We start from the raw sequence: 18871 nt of genomic DNA on the forward strand, positions 1-18871 counted from the left end.
CCTGCTAGCTCCCCCGCTGGTGCATCACGCGGAACCGCGCGCAGAGCAGGTCAGGGCGACGGGACGTCGGGCCGACTCGCAACTCGAACTCTCCCGGCTCGGTCACCCGCACGCCCCGTGCGTCGACCAGGGAGCAAGCGGCCGCCGGAACGCTCAAGGACACGACGGTCCTCTCGCCCGGCTCCAACGGGACCTGCACGAACGCCTTCAGCTCCTGCTCCGCCCACGTGACGCTGGTCGCGAGGTCCGAGACGTATGCCTGCACCGTCTCGAGGACGGGCCTGCTGCCCGTGTTCGAGACGGCGATCGACGCGACGACGGCCCCGGCCGGGTCGACCTCGTCCCGTTCGAGGGCAAGGTCCTCGTAACGGACGGTCGAGTAGCTCATCCCCTCGCCGAACACGAACTGCGGCTCCTGCGTGAGGTCCGCGTACCGGTTCCCGTGCTGCCCGCGCACCTGGTTGTAGTACACGGGCTGCTGGCCGACGTGCAGCGGAACGGAGATGGGGAGACGGCCGGTCGGTTCGATCAAGCCGAGCAGCAACTCGGCGACCGCCCTCCCCCCGCGCATGCCGGGGTTGAAGGCCTCGACGAGCGCGGACACCTTCGACGCCGACGCGGGCAGCACGGCCGGCTTGGAGTGGACCAGGACGAGCACGACGGGCGTTCCCGTCGCGGTCAACGCGTCGACCAGGGCCGACTGCCCGCCCTGGAGCTCGAGGGTCGCGGTCGAGCGGCCCTCACCGGCCAGGCCGATCGTGTCGCCGAGCACCGCGACGACGACGTCGGACGCACGGGCCGCCGCGACCGCGCCCGCGATGGCCCGCTCGTCGGGCTCGGCGGGGGAGAACACGCCCGGGCGCGGCTGCCCGTCCGGGAAGAGCGGTCCCTCCGGCGCCTCGACGATCGTCCCGATCTCCGCGCCCCTGGAGTAGGTGACGGACCAGTCGCGGGGCACGAGGGCGCGGAGTCCGTCCAGCACGGTCTCGGTGAGGTGACGCGGATGCCCCTCGCCCATCCAGTTCACCTGCCCGGAGGCGCCGGCCCAGTCGCCGAGCTGCGCGTGCTGATCGTCCGCATTGGGCCCCACGACAGCGACCGTCCAGGGCCGGTCGGCCGCGGCGCCGCGGCCGTCGACGCCGGGCGACAGGCCACCCGCGAGGGGCAGCACTCCGTCGTTGCGCAGCAGCACCAGCGAGCGGCGGGCGACCTCCAGGTTCAGCTCGGCGTGCTCGGGGCGTCCGATGACCGCGGCCTGGCGCGCCCGGTCTGGCGCCCGCGGATCCTCGAACAGGCCGAGCTCGAACTTGAGCCGGAGGATCCGCCGAACGGCCTCGTCGATCTCGGTCTCCTTCAGGTCCCCCTGGGAGACTGCCTGGAGCGCGCCCTCGAGAAACTCCGGCGTCGTCATGACGAGGTGGTTGCCCGCGCGGACCGCCACGGCGGCGGCCTCGACGTGGGACTCGCAGACCTGCTGCTCCCAGACCATCCGACCGACGTTGTCCCAGTCGGTGACGAGAGTCCCGTTGAAGCCCCACTCGCCGCGCAGGACCTCGTCCAGCAGCCAGCCGTTCGCCGTGACGGGAACCCCGTCGATCGCCTGGTAGCCGAGCATGACGGTCCGGCAGCCCGCGCGGACCGCGCGCTCGAACGGAGGGAGGAACCAGGACCTGAGGGCGCGCCGGCTGAGGTCGGCCTCGCTCGCGTCTCGCCCGCCCTGCGTCTCGCTGTACCCGGCGAAGTGCTTCGCGCACGCCAACACGGCGGTCGGGTCGGCCAGCCCGTCGCCCTGGTAGCCCCGGACCATCGCGGCTCCGAGTTCCCCGATGAGGTACGGATCCTCCCCGAACGTCTCGTCGACCCGGCCCCACCGGAGGTCGCGCGCGATGCACAGCACCGGCGAGAACGTCCAGTGCAGCCCGGTGGCCGAGACCTCGACCGCAGCCGCCCTCGCCGCGCGCTCGAGGAGGTCCGCGTCCCAGGTGCAGGCCATACCGAGCTGCGTCGGGAAGATCGTCGCGCCGGGCCAGAACGAGTGGCCGTGGATGGCGTCGTCCGCGGTCAGCAGGGGGATCCCGAGCCGCGTCCGTGACGCGAGCGCGATGGCCTCGAGCATCGCCTCGGGCGAGGCGTGCAGGATGGACCCGGCGCCCCGCACGGTCACGATGTCGTTCAAGTCCCCCCGCGCGTCCAACTGGAGCATCTGGCCGACCTTCTCCCGCAAGGTCATACGCGCCAGCAGGTCCTCGACTCGCTGCTCAACCGGGCGGCTGGGATCCCGGTAGGGGCTGGGTGCTGCGTCGATGCTCATCAGGGCGCCTCCCCCGCGATCACCATGTCCTGGGGACGGAAGGTCCGACGGTGCGTGCCGTCGCCCACCTCTTCCTTCTGCCGGCCGGGGAGGTCGATCAGGCCCGCGACGCCGGGCGGGATCGTGGCGTGCACGGTGACCTCGTCCTGACCCTGTTCCCATCGGACACGGACCCGCCCGTGAGGAGTCTCCAGGCTGGACTCCGCCCACGTGAGCCCGCCGCCGGGGCGCGGCGCGATCAGGACGCGGGAGTACCCAGGCTGCAGCGGCGCTATCCCCCCGACGACTCGGTGGATCCAGTCGGCGACCGCCCCGAGCGCGTAGTGGTTGAAGCTGGTCATCTCCCCGGGGTTGACGGTCCCGTCGGGAAGCATGGAGTCCCACCGCTCCCAGATGGTGGTCGCCCCCATGGTGACGGGGTACAGCCAGGACGGGCACTCGGTCTCGAGGAGCAGACGGTAGGCCTCGGTGAGGTGACCCGTCACGGTGAGGGCGTCGGTGACGTAGGCGGTGCCCGCGAACCCGGTCGCTACCCGGAACCCGTTCTCCGCCACGAGCTGGGCGAGGCGCTCCCCCGCGAGGCGAGAGGTCTCCTCGTCGAGGAGCCCGAAGGCGATGGCGAGGGCGTAGACGGTTGGCGCATCGCTGGTGACGGTCCCATCGTGCCGGACGTAGTGCAGCCGAAACGCGGCCCGCAGCCGTTCGCTGAGATGCGCGAAGCGCCTCGAGTCTTCGCTGTCTCCGAGGAGGGCGGCGGCCTCGCTGACGATGCGCGCGGTCCGGTAGGCGCAGGCGGTCGCAACGACGCTGCTGTCGGCGCGTGCAGTGAACGGGTCGTTCGGCGGGGCCTGCGGGTCGAGCCAGTCCCCGAACTGGAATCCGCTGTCCCAGAGACCGGAGGGCGAGAGAAGGGACTCGACGCGGCGGGCGTGCGAGGCCATGGACGTGTACTGCTCCTGAAGCACCTGGCGGTCGCCGTAGGCGAGCCACAGGGACCAGGGCACCCAGACGGCGGCGTCGCCCCAGATCGCGGTCGACTCGTGGGCGAAGTCGGTCGCGGCCTCGGGAAGGAGCTTCAGGGCATCGGGGACGACGTACGGCACACGCCCGCCCGCGGCGGACTGCTCTGCGGACAGGTCGTGCAACCAGTCCCGGAGGAACTCTCGGACGTCGAACAGGAACGCGGCGCTGGGCGCGAAGACGGCGATGTCGCCCGTCCACCCGAGTCGCTCGTCACGCTGCGGGCAGTCCGTCGGCAGGTCCAGGAAGTTGCCCTTGAGGCCCCACACGACATTGCTGTGCAGTTGGTTGAGCAGGGGGTCCGAGCATGTGAAGTACCCGGTCCGGGCGAGGTCCGAGTGGACGACGACCGCCTCGACGGAGCGGGAGTCGAGGTCGCCGTTCCAGCCGGAGATCTCGGCGAACCTGAACCCGTGGAAGGTGAGTGTCGGCTCGAAGACGTCCAGTTCGCCGCTGAGCACGTACCGGTCGGTCGCCTGCGCCGATCGCAGCGGGCGGACTGCCAGTTCGCCGTTCTCGAGCACCTCGGCGTGGCGCACCGCTATCTCGGTCCCCGCGCTTCCGCGCACTTCGAGCCTGAGCCATCCGACGAGGTTCTGACCGAAGTCGAAGAGGGTGTTCCCGGCCGGTGAAGTCCACACCCGGGTGGGCGCGAGGGTCTCCTGGCGACGGACGGGCGGCCCCACGTACGGCGTGAGGCGACTCGTGTCGAATGGCAGTACCTCGACCGGGGCCCAGGTTGACAGATCGGCGCCGGGTCGGGTCCAGTTCCGGTCGCGCCGACGGGCGTCGACGGTCTGGCCGTCGTACAGGTCGTCAGAGGTGATCTCGGAGGGCCCCGCGAGCCAGGCGTCACTGGTCAGAACCGTTTGAACGTGCCCGTCCGCGAACGTGACGTCGAGTTGTGCGATGGCGCCGAGGCGGTCGCCGTACACGCACCGGGCGCCTGTCCAGCCCAGGCGGCCCCGGTACCAGCCGTTCCCGAGCAGGATGCCGAGGACGGAGCGGGGGCGCAGCAGGCGCGTGACGTCGTAGGTGCGGAACCGCACGCGCCACTCGTAGCTGCTCCACCCGGGGGACAGCACCTCGTCGGAGACGGGGACTCCGTTGACCGTCGCCTCGAAGATGCCGAAGCTCGAGGCCGAGAGCAGGGCGGAGGCCACGGGGCCGTGCCCCGCTTCAAGGGCGAACTCCGTTCGCAGGATGGGCGCCGCTGCGAGCTCCTGGGCAGGGGTGATCATGGCGGCGAGCCATTGCATGGCGAGGCTGTCCTTCGAGTGAGGAGGTTCTGGGTTCCCGCGGGTTGACGCACTCGTCGATCGCGGGCGGCCGATCGGGTGGGGCGGGGCAGGAGGGCTGATCGCTAGCCCTTCACTGCGCCCGCGGCCATCCCCTCGACGATCTTGCGGTTCAGGAAGACGAAGAGGATCAGCGGCGGGATCGTGACGAGGAGGATGTCGGCGAAGAGCAGGTTGTACTGCGTCGTGAACTGGCTCTGGAAGTTGAACAGGGTCAGTTGGACGGTGGGGTGGTCGTCCCCCGGGAGGAAGTACAGCGGGTTCTGGAAGTCGTTGTAGATGAAGACCGTCTGCAGGACCACCACGGTGACAATGACCGAGCGAAGGACGGGGAAGATGATCTGGAAGAAGATCCGTAGCGGGCCGGCGCCGTCGATCATCGCGGCCTCGTCGAGCTCCCGCGGGATGGTGGCGATGAACGCGCGGAAGAGCAGGACGCAGAACGGCAGGCCGTAGGCGATCTCGATGAGCATGAGCCCCTCGAGCGTCTTGAAGACGTGGGCCTTCTGCAGGACCCAGATCGTGGGCACGACCGCAGGGGGGACGATGAGCCCCGCGAGCACGAGCAGGTTGATGGCGGGGTTCAGGCGACTCGCGCGGCGCTGCAGGACGAAGGCCACCATCGCGCCGAGGATCACGAGGGCCGTGACGCTGACGACGGTGACGACGATGCTGTCGACGAAGGCGGTGAGGATCATGTAGTCCCGCGCCTGCACGACGGACTTCAGGTTGTCGATGAGATGGAAGCCGTGCGGCAGCGCGAACGACAGGTCGCCCGACTGCACGGTGTTCATGCTTGCCGTCAGGAAGATGAACGCGAAGGGCACGAGGAAGAACACGGCGGACACGACGATGGCCGCTCCGCCGACGAGTGCTGGCCGGGCGTTCCTCATGCCTGCACCTCCTTCCGGTTCAGGAACCACGAGAGGGGGACCGCGATGATCGCCACGACGACGAAGAGGACGACGTTGCCCGCGGTCGAGAGTCCGTAGAAGCCCGCCTGGTACTGCTTGTAGACGACGGAGGCGATCACGTCGGAGGTGAAGCCCGGTCCGCCCCCGGTCATGGTCCAGATGAGGTCGAAGGAGCGGAGGCCGCCGATGAGCGAGAGAAGGACGACGGTGGCGGTCGCGGGACGTGCCAGCGGGAGCATGATGTGGCGGAACACGGTCCAGGACGACGCACCGTCGACGCGTGCTGCCTCGTAGTACTCCTGCGGGATGGAGACGAGCCCGGCGATGTAGATCACGGTGGCGAGGCCGACGCCTTTCCAGACGTCGACGAAGGCGACCGAGTACAGGGCCCAGCTCGGGTCGACCAGCCATGCGGGGCCCGTGACTCCCGCGTGGCTGAGCATGTTGTTGATCAGGCCCTTCTCGGGGTTCATGAGGACCGTGAACGTGATGCCGATGCCGATGGTGCTGACCAGCGTCGGGAAGAAGAGCACCGACCGGAGGTAGCCCCGGGCGATGATCTTCGAGGTGAGGAGCACGGCGAGGGCCATCCCGAGGACCACCTTGAGTCCGGAGGTGATCGCCGCGTAGATCAGGGTGTTCGTGAGTCCCCGGACGAGGGACTGCTCCTGGAAGAAGGTTCGGAAGTTCTCGAGCCCGACCCAGTGGGCGGTGAAGAGGTCCCAGCGAGTGAACGCGTAGTAGAACGAGACGACGGTCGGCACGAGGAAGAAGACCCCGTAGACCACGGCCGGCAGCAGGTAGAACCAGTAGGGGTACCGCGCGTCGACCGGGGCCGTCCGGGTCCGGTGGCGGCGGGCGACGGGTCGAGCCGTGCCAGTCGACTGCTGGAGTGTGGTCACGGGGGTCATTCTCCGATCGGTGCGATCGCATGCCCGGCCGGGCAGGCGGCGACCCTGCTGGCGGCCGCCGGGGCCGCCAGCAGGGTCGGGTTCACGAGGCCCAGCTCAGGCCGAGCTGCTGCGCCTGCTTGCGGACGTCCTGGTCGTAGTCCTGGGCGCCCTTCTGCGCGGACTCGATGCCGGACCCGACCTGGATGAGGATCTTCTCGAGGTTTGGGCCCTTGACGGGGGACTTGAACTCGAGGGCCGTGCTGGCCTTGCCCTCGGTGATGTACTTGGTGGTGTCCTTCGTGACCTGCGTGACGTCGGCGGGCAGGGTGCACTGCTTGGACATGTAGGGGCCGGTCGGGGCCTGGCCCTTGGTCAGGGCGTCACAGGCGGCCTTGGTGGCGAAGAACGCCTGGAACTCCTTGGCTGCGGCGAGCTTGTCGCCCTTGGTCGTCTTGGGGATGTAGATGCCGTTGGCCGGCCAGATCGTGAGGCCGTTGGTCGCGGCGCTGTCGCCGGGGACCGGGAAGAAGCCGACGTCGTTGATCTTGCCGGGGACCTGCTGCTCGATGCCCGCGACGACGGATCCGAGCATGGGGTACTGCGCGCCGGTGCCGGTGGCGAGCTCCTTGAGGCCGTCGTTCAGCTTCGCGGAGCGGTAGTCCTTGTTGAAGTAGCCAGCCTTGTGCAGGTCCTCGAGGTGCTGGAAGCTGCGGAGTGCAGCGGGGTCGGTGGCGTACTTGATCTGGCCGTTCGAGTACTTGGTGGCCCAGTCGGGTGTGGTGGCCTCGACGTTGTGGTAGTCGCCGAGGACGATGAGCTGGGAGGTCCAGGTGTCGCCGTAGGTCTGGATGACGGGCGCGATGCCGGCGGCCTTGATCTTGGCGCTGTTCGCCATGAACTGGGCCCAGGTCTGGGGGATCTGCAGGCCGAGCTTCTTGTAGACGGGGATGTTGTAGAGGATGCCGCCGCCGAAAGCCGGCCCCCAAGGCGAGCCGTAGAGCTTGCCATCCACGGTGGTGGAGTCGACGAAGTTCTTGTCCAGATCGCTCGTCCAGGAGGCGGCGTCGACGGGGACGAGCGTCTGCGCGGGCTTGAGCGGCTGGAGCAGGGAGCCGTTGTTGTACTGGAAGACGTCGGCCATGTCGCCTGTCGAGAGGCGGGTCTTGACGATGTTGTCGCCGTCACCGCCGCCCGGTCGGGTCTGGACGTCGACGGTGATGTTCGGGTGCGCGGCGTGGAAGGCATCCGTGACGGCCTTCGCCATCGCGACGGTGCCGTCGCCGTTGTCGACGAGGAACGAGATCTTCGTCGTCTTCCCGCTGGAGTTCGAGGTGGTGCCGGTGGTGGTCGAAGCCGAGGAGGACCCCCCGGAGCTTCCGCCGCAGCCGGCGAGCAGGGTGCCCACCGCCGCGAGTGCGGCGATGGCGCCTCGGCGTCGCAGGCGAGTCTGGATCTTCACTGCGCTGTCTCCTCTGTCATAGCGGCTTCGGGGCGGTGGACCGCTTGCGGCACGACCGTGGCACTCGCTCGCGGCCCGGCCGGGCTGCTGTGTAGATCGGTCTCCGGAAACGTAGACCGGTCTCGACTCCACAGCAAGGGCCGTTATCGAACCGAGACCGATCTACACTCATGCCGTGACCGAGTCTCCCAGCCAACGCCGCCCCACGATCCTGGACGTCGCGCGGGCCGCGGGGGTGTCGCGCGCCGCGGTCTCCAAGGTCATCCGGGACGCGTACGGCGTGAGCCCGGCCATGCGCGAGCGCGTGCTCGCCGCGATCGAGGAGCTCGACTACCGCCCGAGCGCTGCCGCGCGCGGCCTCCGCGGCTCGAGCTACACCATAGGCATGGAGCTCCCGCACCTGACGAACCCGTTCCTCACCGAGATCGCCGACGGCGCTCGGCAGGCGTTGCTGGGGACCCCGTACCACCTCGTGGTCGCACCTGCCGCCGGGCCGGAGCGGGGCGCGATCGAGGCGTTGGTCGACCACCGCGTCGACGGGATCATCGCGATCTCGCCGCTGGTGCAGCCGGACTGGCTGGAGGAGCTGGCCCTGCGCGTCCCACTTGTCATGGTCGGGATCCACGACGACGCGGCCAGCTACGACACGGTCGTGGGCGACGACGTGGAGGGCGCGCGCCAGGTGATGGGGCACCTGCTCGGGCTGGGGCATCGGCGGATCGCACACCTCACGGAGGGCGAGGAGGTCACTGCAGCCCGTTCGACCCCGCACGCGCTCCGGCTTCAGTCGTACCTCGAGTGCATGCGCGAGGCCGGTCTCGAGCGTCATGTCCGCGTCGTCCACGTGAAGAACGAGCAGGACGAGGCGCGGGATGCCACCCTGGCGCTGCTGCGAGAGCCGGACCGGCCAAGCGCGGTCTTTGCCGCCCATGACTCCCTCGCGATCGGGGCACTGGCCGCGATCTCCGAGAGCGGTCTGACGGCGTCGGACGTCGCCGTCGTGGGGTACGACAACATCGCCCTCGCCGGCCATCCGCTCATCTCGCTGACCTCTGTCGACCAGTCGGGGCGCAGCCTTGGGCAGCAGGCCGTTGCAATGATCCGCGAACGGCTCGAGGGGCGCGCGGACGCCCGCCGATTCATGGCGCAACCTCGACTCGTCGTGCGGTCGTCGAGCGCCGCGGCCGCCGCTTCGGTGGAGGAGTCAAGTGGGCGGGCGCGGCGACGGACGCCGCACCGCGCGGACGCGAGCACCGGGGTCTCCCCTACCCGCTAGGCGCGAGGACGTCGTTCCAGCATCGACCCCGCTGGACCGACCGCCCCTGCCGCGCCCCGTCGCCGTCACGAGCCCATTCGTCGCTCCTTGGGCTCACCCGCCTCGGGCCTCTCGCGGCACGGGGACGACGGCCTGCGGGCACGCGTGCCGCGGCGCACGAGGCCCACAGTGCCCCGGCCCCGTCGCCGCAGTCCGGACCGAGGGCGCCCGGATCAAGGATCGGCCAATGATCACTGGCGGCTCCACGCGGGTACGCCCCTCGCCGCGCTGCAGTCTGTGCCGCGGCCCCGTACTTGGCCTCCGATGCCGCAGGGCGCCTGATCTGTTGCCCTGGTTCGTCCGTGTGTATAGTCGCGAACGGAGACCGGTCTACGGACTCCTCATGCAGATGCTGCGACGCCTACGGCCGCGACTCGCGACGCGGCCGCGAGGCAGGCGCAGGTCGGTGCAACACCCTGCTCCGGATCTTGCCGGCCGCTGGGCAAATCGGCCCTACTACACGTGCCGAGGACCTTCAGGTCGGGCCCCACCCGGCCCGGTTCGCTGTTGCGCCTGCTCCTCACCCCACCCCGGGGATTGCCGCACGCCAGGGCACTCCTGCCCGCCGCTAGCTCAGGCACGAGCACGTCCCTACCGCGGCGGCGGTACAGCGCGAACACCGCGGCGGGCTGACGCGCAGGGCCCCAAAGTTCCGAAGAATTGACGCTGTCCAGCCAATCAATCTCGTCGAGAGGTCTCGCTGCCATGACAGGTCTTGCCCGGTGGTGCGTACGGCACCGAAAGCTGGTGCTCGGCGCCTGGGTCGTCGTTCTGGTGGTGCTCGGCGGGATCGTCGGCGTGTCCGGATCAGGATTCAGCGACTCGACCCGGCTCCCCGCGAGTGACTCCAGCACCGCCTACGACCTGCTCGCACAGGGCGGCAGCGACGCCGCGCAGGTGAAGCGCGGAACCATCGTCTGGCACGCGGACGACGGCACGGCAGTATCCGCCGCGACCCGCTCCTCCATCGAGCCGATGCTCAAGCGCGCGAGCCGCGTCGAGGGCGTGGAGGCCGTGCTCAGCCCGTTCGACGCGGCCGGCGCCAAGCAGGTCAGCGCCGACCAGCGCACCGCCTTCGCGACGGTGCTGTTCAGCTCGGACGGCTCCGCCAAGAACGTGAAGGACATGGCCCTGAAGGCCGGCACCGACCGGTTGACCGTCCAGGTCGGCGGCGCCGCATTCACCACGATCCCCGTCGGCGGCCTCAGCGAGATCATCGGCGTCCTCGCCGCCCTGCTCATCCTCCTGCTGGTGTTCAGGTCGGTCTGGGCCGCCGTCCTGCCCATCATCACCGGCGTCGTGGGCGTGGGCCTGTCGACCCTGGCCGTCGTCTGCTTGTCGCACGCGATCCCCCTGAACAGCGTCGCCCCCGAGATGGGCGCCCTGATCGGCCTCGGCGTCGGTATCGACTACGCGCTGTTCATCGTCAACCGGCACCGCAAGGCCCTGCTCGGCGGTGCCGACGTCCCGACCGCGGTCGCGACCTCGTTGGGCACGTCGGGCCGGGCGGTCCTGTTCGCCGGGGGCACCGTCATCGTCGCCCTGCTGGGCATGGCCATCCTGAGGGTCGGGTTCCTCACCGGACTGGGTTTCGCCGCTGCCGTCACCGTGTTCCTCACCGTGCTCGCGGCCGTCACGCTGCTCCCCGCCCTGCTCGGGCTGATCGGGCGCCGCGTCCTCCGCCGCTCCGACCGGCGTGCCGCCGGGGACGCTCCGATCAACGGCGTGCAGCGCCCCGCGGCGCAGCCCCGGGGCCTCTGGGCCTGGTGGGCGCGCGTCGTGCAGCGCCACCCGCGGGTCACCGGTGTCGCGGCCCTGATCCTTCTGATCGGGCTCGCCGCGCCCGCCGCGGCGATCCGACTGGGCTCCGCCGACGCGAGCAGCGACCCGCACGGTACCGACACGCGGTCGTTCTCCGACACCATGTCCACGTCCTTCGGCAAGGGGTTCGACTCCGCCCTGTTGCTGGTCGCCCAGACCCCCGACGAGAAGTCCCGCGCCGCCTGGAACGGCCTCGTGAAGAAGCTCCCGGACGTCAAGGACGTCACCTCCGTCGGGGCGCCGCAGCCCGTGACGAAGACCCTGTCGTCGCTGCAGGTCGTCCCTAGCTCGTTCGGCCAGGACAAGGCGACCAGCGACCTGGTTCACACACTGCGCACCGACGTCATCTCGCACGCCGAAGCCGGCACGAACCTCCACGTGTACGTAGGCGGCACGACCGCCTCGAACGTCGACTTCGCGAACGCGCTCACGAGCAAGCTCCCGCTCTTCCTCGGGGTCATCGCCGCACTCGGGTTCCTGCTGCTGATGGTCGCGTTCCGCAGCCTACTCGTCCCGCTGATCGGGGCGCTGTGCAACCTGCTCACGATCGCGGTCGCCCTGGGCGCTACGGTCGCCGTCTTCCAGTGGGGGTGGGGCCCGGCCCAGTTCGGTGTCGGCGGCCCCGGGCCGGTCGAGTACATCGTGGCCATGCTGATGGTGGGCGTCGTGTTCGGCCTCTCGATTGACTACCACGTCTTCCTCGTCAGCCGCATGCACGAGGAGTGGAGCCACACCGGGGACAACGGCCGCGCGATCCGGGTAGGCGTCGGTGACACCGGCACCGTCATCGTGACCGCGGCAACGATCATGACGTGCGTCTTCGCCTCGTTCGGCGTCGCTGGCGTCCGCACGATCTCGGAGTTCGGGGTCGGCCTGGCGGTGGCGGTCCTCGTGGACGCGCTCTTCCTCCGGATGACCATGATCCCGGCGCTCATGCACGGGGTCGGCCCACGGAATTGGTCCCTGCCCCGGTTCCTTGATCGGGTCCTGCCGCGCGTGTCGATCGAGGGCGGCGACCACGAGCTGGCGCCCGCCGGGCTCCCGCACGCGGAGCAGGCGCGGACCTCCTCAGGTGCTTCTTGAGCCTGACCCCTGAGAGGGGACACTACTCACGGGGCCCCGCGCGGGACCCCGTGAGGACGTGAGGGAACGGGGACGGCGGCCTTCCATGACGTGGACGCAGCAGTGGGCGCCGACGCGCCGCCTAGCGCCTTCGACCTGGCTGACGCTGGCGGCGCTGCCCCTGATGGCGGCGCTGGCCCTCACCACCGCTGACGGCCCGCGGTCGGTGCCCCTGATCGGCGCGCTCGTCGTCGTCGCCTGGCTGCCGCTCACCCTCCGTTCGCGCCACCCCTGGGCGGTACTCGTCGCCGTCGGCGCACTCGACACCGCCGGCATCGCGGCCGCAGGTCACGCGCACCCGCCGAGCACGATCGTCCCGGTCGCGACGATCCTCGCGCTCGGCACCGTCGCCACACGCTTCTCGTCGAACCTGGTCTGGGCCGCGACCGCCTCGGTCATCGCCGTCCAGCTCGGCGCCGCCGTGGTGCAGCACCCCTCGGGTTCGGACTGGCTCTACCTCAACTGGCCCATCCTCGCGACCGTGGTAGGACGACTTGTGAAGGAGCGGAAGGAGAGGATCGAGGCCGCCGACCTCCGAGCGGAGAACGCCGAGCGCACGAAGGTCGCGGAGGCCGAGCGGCGCGTCACGGCCGAACGCGTGCGCATCGCCCACGAGCTGCACGACGTCCTCGCGCACCACATAGCGCTGGTGAACGCGCAAGCGAGCGTCGCCCAGTACCTGCTCGAGCGTGACCCGGCCGCCGCCGCGGAAGCGCTCGACGGGATCGCCGCCAACAGCAGTGCCGCGATGGAGGAACTCCGCGCGACCCTCGGGCTCCTGAGGGACAGGGACGCTGAGCACGACAGCGACCGCCGGCCGCCCGCTCCCACCCTCGACCAGCTCGACCGCCTGCTCGCAACCTTCACGGACGCCGGACTCCGGCTCACATGCACACGGCGGGGAACGCCGCGGCCCCTCACCGGACCTGCCGAGGTCGCCCTCTACCGGATAGTCCAGGAGGCCCTGACCAACGCGACGAAGCACGCGCCCGGAGCGCAGGTGGAACTCACGATCGAGTGGACCGACCACGGCGTCGACCTCACCGTCCTGAACACCCCGCCGACGCACGGCGGCGCACTCGTCGACAAGGGCACAGGACACGGGCTCGTGGGCATTCGGGAGCGAGCGGCCGCCGCCGAGGGCCTCGCCACCGCCGGCCCGAGCGCCGACGGCGGGTTCCGCGTGCGGGCGCACTTGCCGCTGCGCGGCGCCCCCGCGTCCGGCAGCGTCGCCCCGCTCCCCGACACGGCCACCCCATGACGACCGGAGTCGCCCTCGTCGACGACCAGGCGCTTCTCCGGGCGACGTTCCGCCTGCTGATCGACTCCACGACCGACCTCGCTGTCGTCGGGGAGGCCGCGAACGGACACGAGGCGCTGACGCTCGTGCGCCGCACGAAGCCCGACGTCGTCCTGATGGACATCCGCATGCCCGAGTGCGACGGCATAGAGGCCACACGCCAGATCAGCGCTTCCGAGGACCTGAACCACGTCAGAGTCATCATGCTGACGACGTTCGAGACCGACGAGCTGATCATGGACGCCCTCCGCGCGGGCGCGAGCGGCTACCTCGGCAAGGGAGTCGGCCCGCAGGCCCTGCTCGACGCCATCCGGAGCGTCGCGGCCGGTGAATCACTGCTCTCCCCCACCGCGACCCGGCTGCTGGTCTCGCGGGTCCTCGCCCAACCCCGGGTCACCACGGCGAGCACGCCCGCCGCGCTGGCGGACCTCACCGCGCGCGAGAGGGAGGTCCTGACCCTCGTGGGCTCCGGGCTATCGAACGACGACATCGCCAAGCGGCTGTTCATCAGCCCCGCCACCGCGAAGACCCACATCAACCGCACGATGGCGAAGCTGCACGCACGGGACCGCGCGCAGCTCGTGATCTTCGCCTATGAGACGGGCCTCATCACTCCCGGCCAGCACTAGTCCTCCTTCGCGGTCCCGCCGGAGCGTGAGACACGCGCTGCAGCGCGCCGGCCTCACCTGCACCCGCGGCGGTACCCCGGAGACACCCCGCTGGGTTGATGAGCCACAAACAGCCCGGGACGAGAGTGGTCGCGGCACCTCACGAACCCGACAGACAGGTGCTAGACGGCGAGGAAATCCGATGTACCAGCAAGAAGGCGACACCCCGGCAGACAGTCGCCCAGTCATACCCGGCTTACTCGCGCGCCGCCGCCGAAGGATCAAGGCCCTGGGTGTGGTCGCGCTGTTCCTCGCGACCGTAGGGGGCCTTCTCCTCACCCACCCGGCCGACGACCCGGGCGACGACACGTGCCCTTCGGTCGAGATCGCCTTCGCCCGCGGGACCGGCGAGCCCGCAGGGCTCGGCGGCGTCGGCAGCGCGTTCACCTCGGGCCTTGCCCGCCTGCTCGAGGGAAAGCACGTGTCGGCCTACGCGGTCAACTACACCGCCGCGGAGAACCAGCTCGGCGTCGGAGCGGGAGCGGCCGACCTCGTCGGGCACCTCAAGGCGAGGGCCGACGCGTGCCCCAGTACCCGCTTCGTCCTGGCCGGCTACTCGCAGGGGGCCAGCGTCGTCGATGAGGCCCTGGGCATCTTCGGCGGCAGCGTCGACCAGCAACTCCCGGCGACTCTCAGCAGCCACGTCGGCGCGGTCGTCGTCTTCGGCAACCCTCTCGGCCTCCTCGGGCGAACTATCGAGACCAGCAGCCCCGTCTACGGACCCCTCGCCTCCTCGTTCTGCGCCGCCGGAGACCCGGTTTGCGGCGGAGGGTTCGACATGCGCGCCCACCACATCTACCTCACCAACGGTGACGCCGACGCTGGCGCTGCCGCGGCCTTCCGACACCTGAAGCAGCACAGTTGAGTCCCGCACCCGGCTTCGTACGGGGTGCCACTGAGCGCCACCACCTGCCGCCGGAGCCCCGGAACTGGTTCGCGAGGGCGTCCTACCGGATCCCGGGCCGCGGGCCGCGGGCGCATCACGCCATGTCAGCGTCAGCAGATGTGCTTGGCTGTCAGTGGGCGCGCGATCCGTGGCCAAGACGTCAGCGGGGGGAAACGCTCTCCCGCACCGGGACGGATTCCACGTAGAGGCGTGACGGGAGTTCATCGAGAGTCTGGAACAGGACTGGGTCCATCTCGCTCCCGGCGGTGGAAGCCATCTCCTTGCCGAAGGCCTTCGCCCAGGAGCGCCAGACCTCGCGCTCCTCGGCGTCCAGCGGTACCCGCTCGACGAAGATGAGTTGCACGCGCATGGGCCGGAGCCTGGTTCCGTCGAGGACGCGGACGCGGATCTCGTCGAGCTTCTGCCACCACTCCGGTTTTTGCTTCCGGACGGAGCGCATGTGCGCGGCGAGGGAGTCTGGGAGCTTCTCGCTGAGCGAGGAGTGAAGGGCGGGGCGGTAGAACTTGACGGCGATCCGCTCGGCGAAGGCCAGCGCGTCGTTCTCGGTGGCGAAGCCCGGTCTCGGCACGCCGGCGAGGAGAGCCTCCTTGGTGACGGGCAAGCTGACCCGGAGGTCGACGGCCCAGTCCCCTGGGGAGGGCGGAGCTGTAAGGGCGACCAGGTCGACCCGGCCGTGCTTCTTGATGGTGGTGATGCTGTTCTCGGACCACCCCTCGAGCGAGATGACAGGGCTGACCTGGACGAAGGGGTGGCGGCTGCCCGGAGGGGCAGCGCCGATGTCGCAGGTCTGGCTGGTGATCGCGGCCCAACGGAACGGGATGTCACTACGAGAGACCTGCCAGTTACGGAGCGCCCGGTCGGCGGCTTCCGCTGTTGTGTCGACCAACACAGGTGCGACGTACGCGTCGGTGCTGGGCTCGGCCCACGCCAGGTGTGGGCCGTCCAGTAGGTCTCCCTGAGACCACCGGCCGAGGAGGGCGGCCTCGTCATCCGTCCAAGATCGGCCGTAGTCGTCGACGGAGAGGTCGCCGGGTGGGTCGGGGGCCGGTTCGGTCACTCGCGGAGTCCCGCCGGGGCGTCGACGGAGCCGTCCCGGCCGACGACGCGGCCGTCGGCGGGGACGCTCCGGCGCCGGTCGGGTCGGCGGGCGGCGACGTCCGGCTCGTCGCCGGGGTGGCGGTCGGCTCCGGCGGCGGCGAGCTGGGCGATGGCGCGCCGATGCGGGTCGGCAGCCCGTGCTCGGGTGTCGAGCAGGGCAGCGGCTACGAGGCGGTCGGTGTCGCCTGCCCGGAAGGCGGTGCGGCGGTCTGGATCACGGCGGATCCACGCGGCTACTTCCTCGGGCGTGCCCAGGAGTGCGAGGAGGTCCTCGGCGACCTGGACGAGGAGCCAGAGGGAGCCCTGGGTCTGCACTCGAGGGGTGACGCCACCGAACCACGAGTAGAAGGTCCGCGGGGCGATGCCCGCGGCGGTGGTGACGTCGGCCAGGGGCAACCCCATGACCTGCGAGACGTAGTGGACGGCCTCGAACGCGCTGTCGGGGCGGCTGGGCTCCCGCATGTCTGCGGCGGACCGTGCGGCCCGGGCGGGCGGAGCCAGAGCGTCGGCGACCCTGCCGACGACGACAGCTACGCCGTCCAGGACGGAGGTCACGATGTCGGTCGCGGTGAAGCGGAAGGTGTCGCCGACAGTTGACGGGGCGCTGCGGAACTCGCCGTCCATGTCGGCGATGGCGGCCCTGACGGACAGGTCGCGCACGCCTCGCAGGTCGAGCGGAGTGCCTGCGCTCGCAGCCGACGACAAGTGCGCGGAGGCCAGGTCCGGGGCGGTGTGACGCGAAGAGAGCGGTTCGACGAGCGTGGCGGTCACTGGGCCTCCTCCCTCTGGTCGGTGTCGCCCGCATTCTCCACGGTGGGGGCGGCCTCGGTGTAGGGCCCCAAGGTGTCCCGCCACTCCCGTGTCACGATCTGCTGGAACAGCGACAGGGCGCTGCGGTTCAGCGCCTGAGCCAGGACGGCGAGGGCTTCGAGATCGAACCGGGCCGAGCGGGTGTCGAAGACGTCGATGTCGAGCAGGTAGGCGAAGCCGTCTCCGGCGGTGGCGTCGCGGAAGGGACCGTGCCGGATGATAGCCCCGGACGTCTCTTCGAGCTGCATCTCGACCTGCTGCTGGAGGCCGACGACCCGTGTGCCCAGTTCCGGGTGCAGCAGGGGGCCGAGGAAGGAGGGCTCAATCCTCCCGCGCCATGCTTGCGTCCCCTGGGTGTCGCCGCCGGCGAGCCTGTTGACGTAGCGCAGCCCGACGCGCTGCACCAAGTGCGGGTCCATGACGTCCCGCACCGCCGACGCGGCCGCGGCAATCTGTGGGGCCAGGCTGTCCCGGTACCGGCGGTAGGCGTTGGCCTGCACCACCAGGGAGTCCGGGAAGACCGTGACCGCTAGCAGTCCGTCGGCCGTCGTGAGTCTGACGCCTGCGACCCTCGGGTCCAGGGCCGTTACAGGCCCCTCGGGGCTCATCTCGACGCGGACCTGCTGCTGCTGGACGGGCTCGACGTGCGCGAGGTGCAGGCCGTGGCCGGCGGCCGCGTCGCGGAGCTCGAGGCCGCGGTCTTCATCGAGATCGTGCCCCGTCCGCGCCCAGCGGACCTCTGCCACGGCGACCTGCAGGGGCGCGTCGCGCAGGAGGTCGCGCGTCGCCGGCGGCAGCCCGCCCAGTGGCAGATCAGGCTGGCTGGTGGTCGTGGTCATCGTCGCCGTCCCATCGAGTTGCACACTACCTGCATACTCGCAGGCACTGACATGATCGGCAGCGCAAGCCGGGGATCCATCCTCCGGACGGCCCCGTTCCATGACGAGATGCGGCGCCCTCGCTCGCGCGTCAGGTCCGGTCAGCCCCTGAGCCGGAGGAGGTCGTGGTTGCCGGCACTAGCCGCGGGCCGCGAGGGGCTGGAGCGCGAGTGGCCGCGCGGCTCGAGGTCGAGGTCACGGGTTGACTCGCGGGGGGCGTGGCCAGTGGAGCTACCGGCGTGTCCGCGGGCTACCCCCGACGACGGGGATGCCGAACCGCTGGTCGAACTCGGCCCGCTCCTCGACCGCGAGGGCCTGCGCGTGTCGGCTCATGGTCACCGTGAAGCGCTGCATGAAGCCCACCTGCCCGAGGAGCACGGGCCATGTGGGGCGCCAGGACCTGAGGAAGCCGACCTCGTCTTCCCACTCGACGTAGTCGCTGTCGCTCCCTCCCGGCGCCAGGAGGCGTAGACGTACGTCGAGGAAGCGGACGGTCACGGTGTCCCCGCCCAGACCTAGTTGGATCGTGCGGTCGGAGGCGTCGGCGTCCACGCCGATCGCGGAGGCCAACCACGGGGCAGCGAGCGTGTGGCTACATCCCGAGTCCACGAGCGCGGAGACCGGCGGACTCACGTCGACCGGACCGCACAGGGCGACGCTGACCACGGGGCGAAGGACGACGCTCTCGAGGCGCGGGCCGTCCTCCTCGTAGGGGAAGACCCACGGGAACGGTGTGCCCACGGAAGGCTGTCAGCCGAGTCCCACCAGCTCGGGCTCTAAGGGATCGGGTGCGCGGACGACCGACACTCCGGTCAGCCGGTCGCTCTTGATGATAGCCGCGAGCTCGTAGGGGCTCTTCGCCACGGCGCGCGGCTCGTTGGTCTGCCTGTCCACGGCGACCCAACAGCCCGGCACCTCGGCCAACACCTCGGCGAGCGGGCGCTTCACTCCCGCGTCAGGTGCGGTGCCAGCCGACGACATACCACGACCGTAGCGCAGACGTCGCACGACACGCCGTAGCATCATCGAGCACCCCGTTCAGCGTTATGTGGATCGC

General features: G+C 70.4%; 15 protein-coding genes. 5 read left to right on the forward strand and 10 right to left on the reverse strand.

Annotated features, from left to right (window positions below; translation table 11 throughout):
- Window positions 1–4 precede the first annotated feature (4 nt).
- From EV189_RS01845 to EV189_RS01865, 5 genes are all read right to left on the reverse strand, one after another.
- The gene (locus EV189_RS01845; RefSeq protein WP_130491243.1) at window positions 5–2311 is read right to left on the reverse strand and encodes an exo-beta-d-1,3/1,6-glucosidase; all 2307 of its coding nucleotides are present in this window, start codon (window positions 2309–2311) and stop codon (window positions 5–7) included.
- Window positions 2311–4590: a family 78 glycoside hydrolase catalytic domain gene (locus EV189_RS01850; RefSeq protein WP_130491244.1), complete on the reverse strand. Its 2280-nt coding sequence runs from the start codon at window positions 4588–4590 to the stop codon at window positions 2311–2313. Before EV189_RS01850 ends, EV189_RS01845 begins: the two co-directional genes overlap by 1 nt.
- Before the next feature lie 104 nt (window positions 4591–4694).
- Entirely contained in the window at window positions 4695–5522 is an 828-nt protein-coding gene (locus EV189_RS01855) for a carbohydrate ABC transporter permease (protein ID WP_130491245.1), read from the reverse strand.
- Window positions 5519–6454: a carbohydrate ABC transporter permease gene (locus EV189_RS01860; protein WP_130491246.1), complete on the reverse strand. Its 936-nt coding sequence runs from the start codon at window positions 6452–6454 to the stop codon at window positions 5519–5521. The genes EV189_RS01855 and EV189_RS01860 overlap by 4 nt, the downstream gene beginning before the upstream one ends.
- Before the next feature lie 82 nt (window positions 6455–6536).
- Complete coding sequence (locus EV189_RS01865) at window positions 6537–7895, reverse strand: ABC transporter substrate-binding protein (protein WP_130491247.1); 1359 nt, start codon at window positions 7893–7895, stop codon at window positions 6537–6539.
- A 175-nt stretch (window positions 7896–8070) separates the two neighbouring features.
- On the opposite strand from EV189_RS01865, the gene EV189_RS01870 reads away from it, so the two are divergent.
- The 5 genes from EV189_RS01870 (at window position 8071) to EV189_RS01890 (ending at window position 14986) form a co-directional block, all read left to right on the forward strand.
- Window positions 8071–9171 (forward strand): LacI family DNA-binding transcriptional regulator, encoded by a 1101-nt coding sequence (locus tag EV189_RS01870; RefSeq protein ID WP_130491248.1) that lies wholly within the window; start codon window positions 8071–8073, stop codon window positions 9169–9171.
- Window positions 9172–9957: 786 nt separating this feature from the next.
- The gene (locus EV189_RS01875) at window positions 9958–12114 is read left to right on the forward strand and encodes an MMPL family transporter (protein ID WP_231115980.1); all 2157 of its coding nucleotides are present in this window, start codon (window positions 9958–9960) and stop codon (window positions 12112–12114) included.
- A gap of 85 nt (window positions 12115–12199) precedes the next feature.
- Window positions 12200–13414: a sensor histidine kinase gene (locus EV189_RS01880; protein WP_130491250.1), complete on the forward strand. Its 1215-nt coding sequence runs from the start codon at window positions 12200–12202 to the stop codon at window positions 13412–13414.
- A complete protein-coding gene (locus tag EV189_RS01885; protein WP_130491251.1) occupies window positions 13411–14082 on the forward strand; it encodes a response regulator in 672 nt (223 codons plus the stop codon). The genes EV189_RS01880 and EV189_RS01885 overlap by 4 nt, the downstream gene beginning before the upstream one ends.
- A 181-nt stretch (window positions 14083–14263) precedes the next feature.
- Window positions 14264–14986 (forward strand): cutinase family protein, encoded by a 723-nt coding sequence (locus EV189_RS01890; protein WP_130491252.1) that lies wholly within the window; start codon window positions 14264–14266, stop codon window positions 14984–14986.
- A 181-nt stretch (window positions 14987–15167) separates the two neighbouring features.
- On the opposite strand, the gene EV189_RS01895 is transcribed toward EV189_RS01890, so the two are convergent.
- From EV189_RS01895 to EV189_RS01915, 5 genes are all read right to left on the reverse strand, one after another.
- A complete protein-coding gene (locus EV189_RS01895) occupies window positions 15168–16085 on the reverse strand; it encodes a hypothetical protein (protein WP_130491253.1) in 918 nt (305 codons plus the stop codon).
- A complete protein-coding gene (locus tag EV189_RS19960; protein WP_165400077.1) occupies window positions 16082–16786 on the reverse strand; it encodes a hypothetical protein in 705 nt (234 codons plus the stop codon). The genes EV189_RS01895 and EV189_RS19960 overlap by 4 nt, the downstream gene beginning before the upstream one ends.
- Before the next feature lie 107 nt (window positions 16787–16893).
- Entirely contained in the window at window positions 16894–17775 is an 882-nt protein-coding gene (locus tag EV189_RS01905) for a TIGR04255 family protein (RefSeq protein ID WP_165400078.1), read from the reverse strand.
- A 270-nt stretch (window positions 17776–18045) separates the two neighbouring features.
- Complete coding sequence (locus tag EV189_RS01910; protein ID WP_130491255.1) at window positions 18046–18555, reverse strand: retropepsin-like aspartic protease; 510 nt, start codon at window positions 18553–18555, stop codon at window positions 18046–18048.
- Window positions 18556–18564: 9 nt separating this feature from the next.
- Complete coding sequence (locus EV189_RS01915) at window positions 18565–18795, reverse strand: hypothetical protein (protein WP_130491256.1); 231 nt, start codon at window positions 18793–18795, stop codon at window positions 18565–18567.
- Window positions 18796–18871: the final 76 nt, after the last annotated feature.

The organism is Motilibacter rhizosphaerae, from assembly GCF_004216915.1.
In the GTDB taxonomy this organism is placed as follows: domain Bacteria; phylum Actinomycetota; class Actinomycetes; order Motilibacterales; family Motilibacteraceae; genus Motilibacter; species Motilibacter rhizosphaerae.

Excerpts from the sequence above, each read along its gene's own strand:
- EV189_RS01855 (WP_130491245.1), bottom strand. The coding sequence starts at position 5,522 with ATGAGGAACGCCCGGCCAGCACTCGTCGGCGGAGCGGCCATCGTCGTG.
- EV189_RS01880 (WP_130491250.1), top strand. The coding sequence starts at position 12,200 with ATGACGTGGACGCAGCAGTGGGCGCCGACGCGCCGCCTAGCGCCTTCG.
- EV189_RS01890 (WP_130491252.1), top strand. The coding sequence starts at position 14,264 with ATGTACCAGCAAGAAGGCGACACCCCGGCAGACAGTCGCCCAGTCATA.
- EV189_RS01860 (WP_130491246.1), bottom strand. The coding sequence starts at position 6,454 with ATGACCCCCGTGACCACACTCCAGCAGTCGACTGGCACGGCTCGACCC.
- EV189_RS01845 (WP_130491243.1), bottom strand. The coding sequence starts at position 2,311 with ATGAGCATCGACGCAGCACCCAGCCCCTACCGGGATCCCAGCCGCCCG.
- EV189_RS01850 (WP_130491244.1), bottom strand. The coding sequence starts at position 4,590 with ATGCAATGGCTCGCCGCCATGATCACCCCTGCCCAGGAGCTCGCAGCG.
- EV189_RS01905 (WP_165400078.1), bottom strand. The coding sequence starts at position 17,775 with ATGACCACGACCACCAGCCAGCCTGATCTGCCACTGGGCGGGCTGCCG.
- EV189_RS01915 (WP_130491256.1), bottom strand. The coding sequence starts at position 18,795 with ATGTCGTCGGCTGGCACCGCACCTGACGCGGGAGTGAAGCGCCCGCTC.
- EV189_RS01885 (WP_130491251.1), top strand. The coding sequence starts at position 13,411 with ATGACGACCGGAGTCGCCCTCGTCGACGACCAGGCGCTTCTCCGGGCG.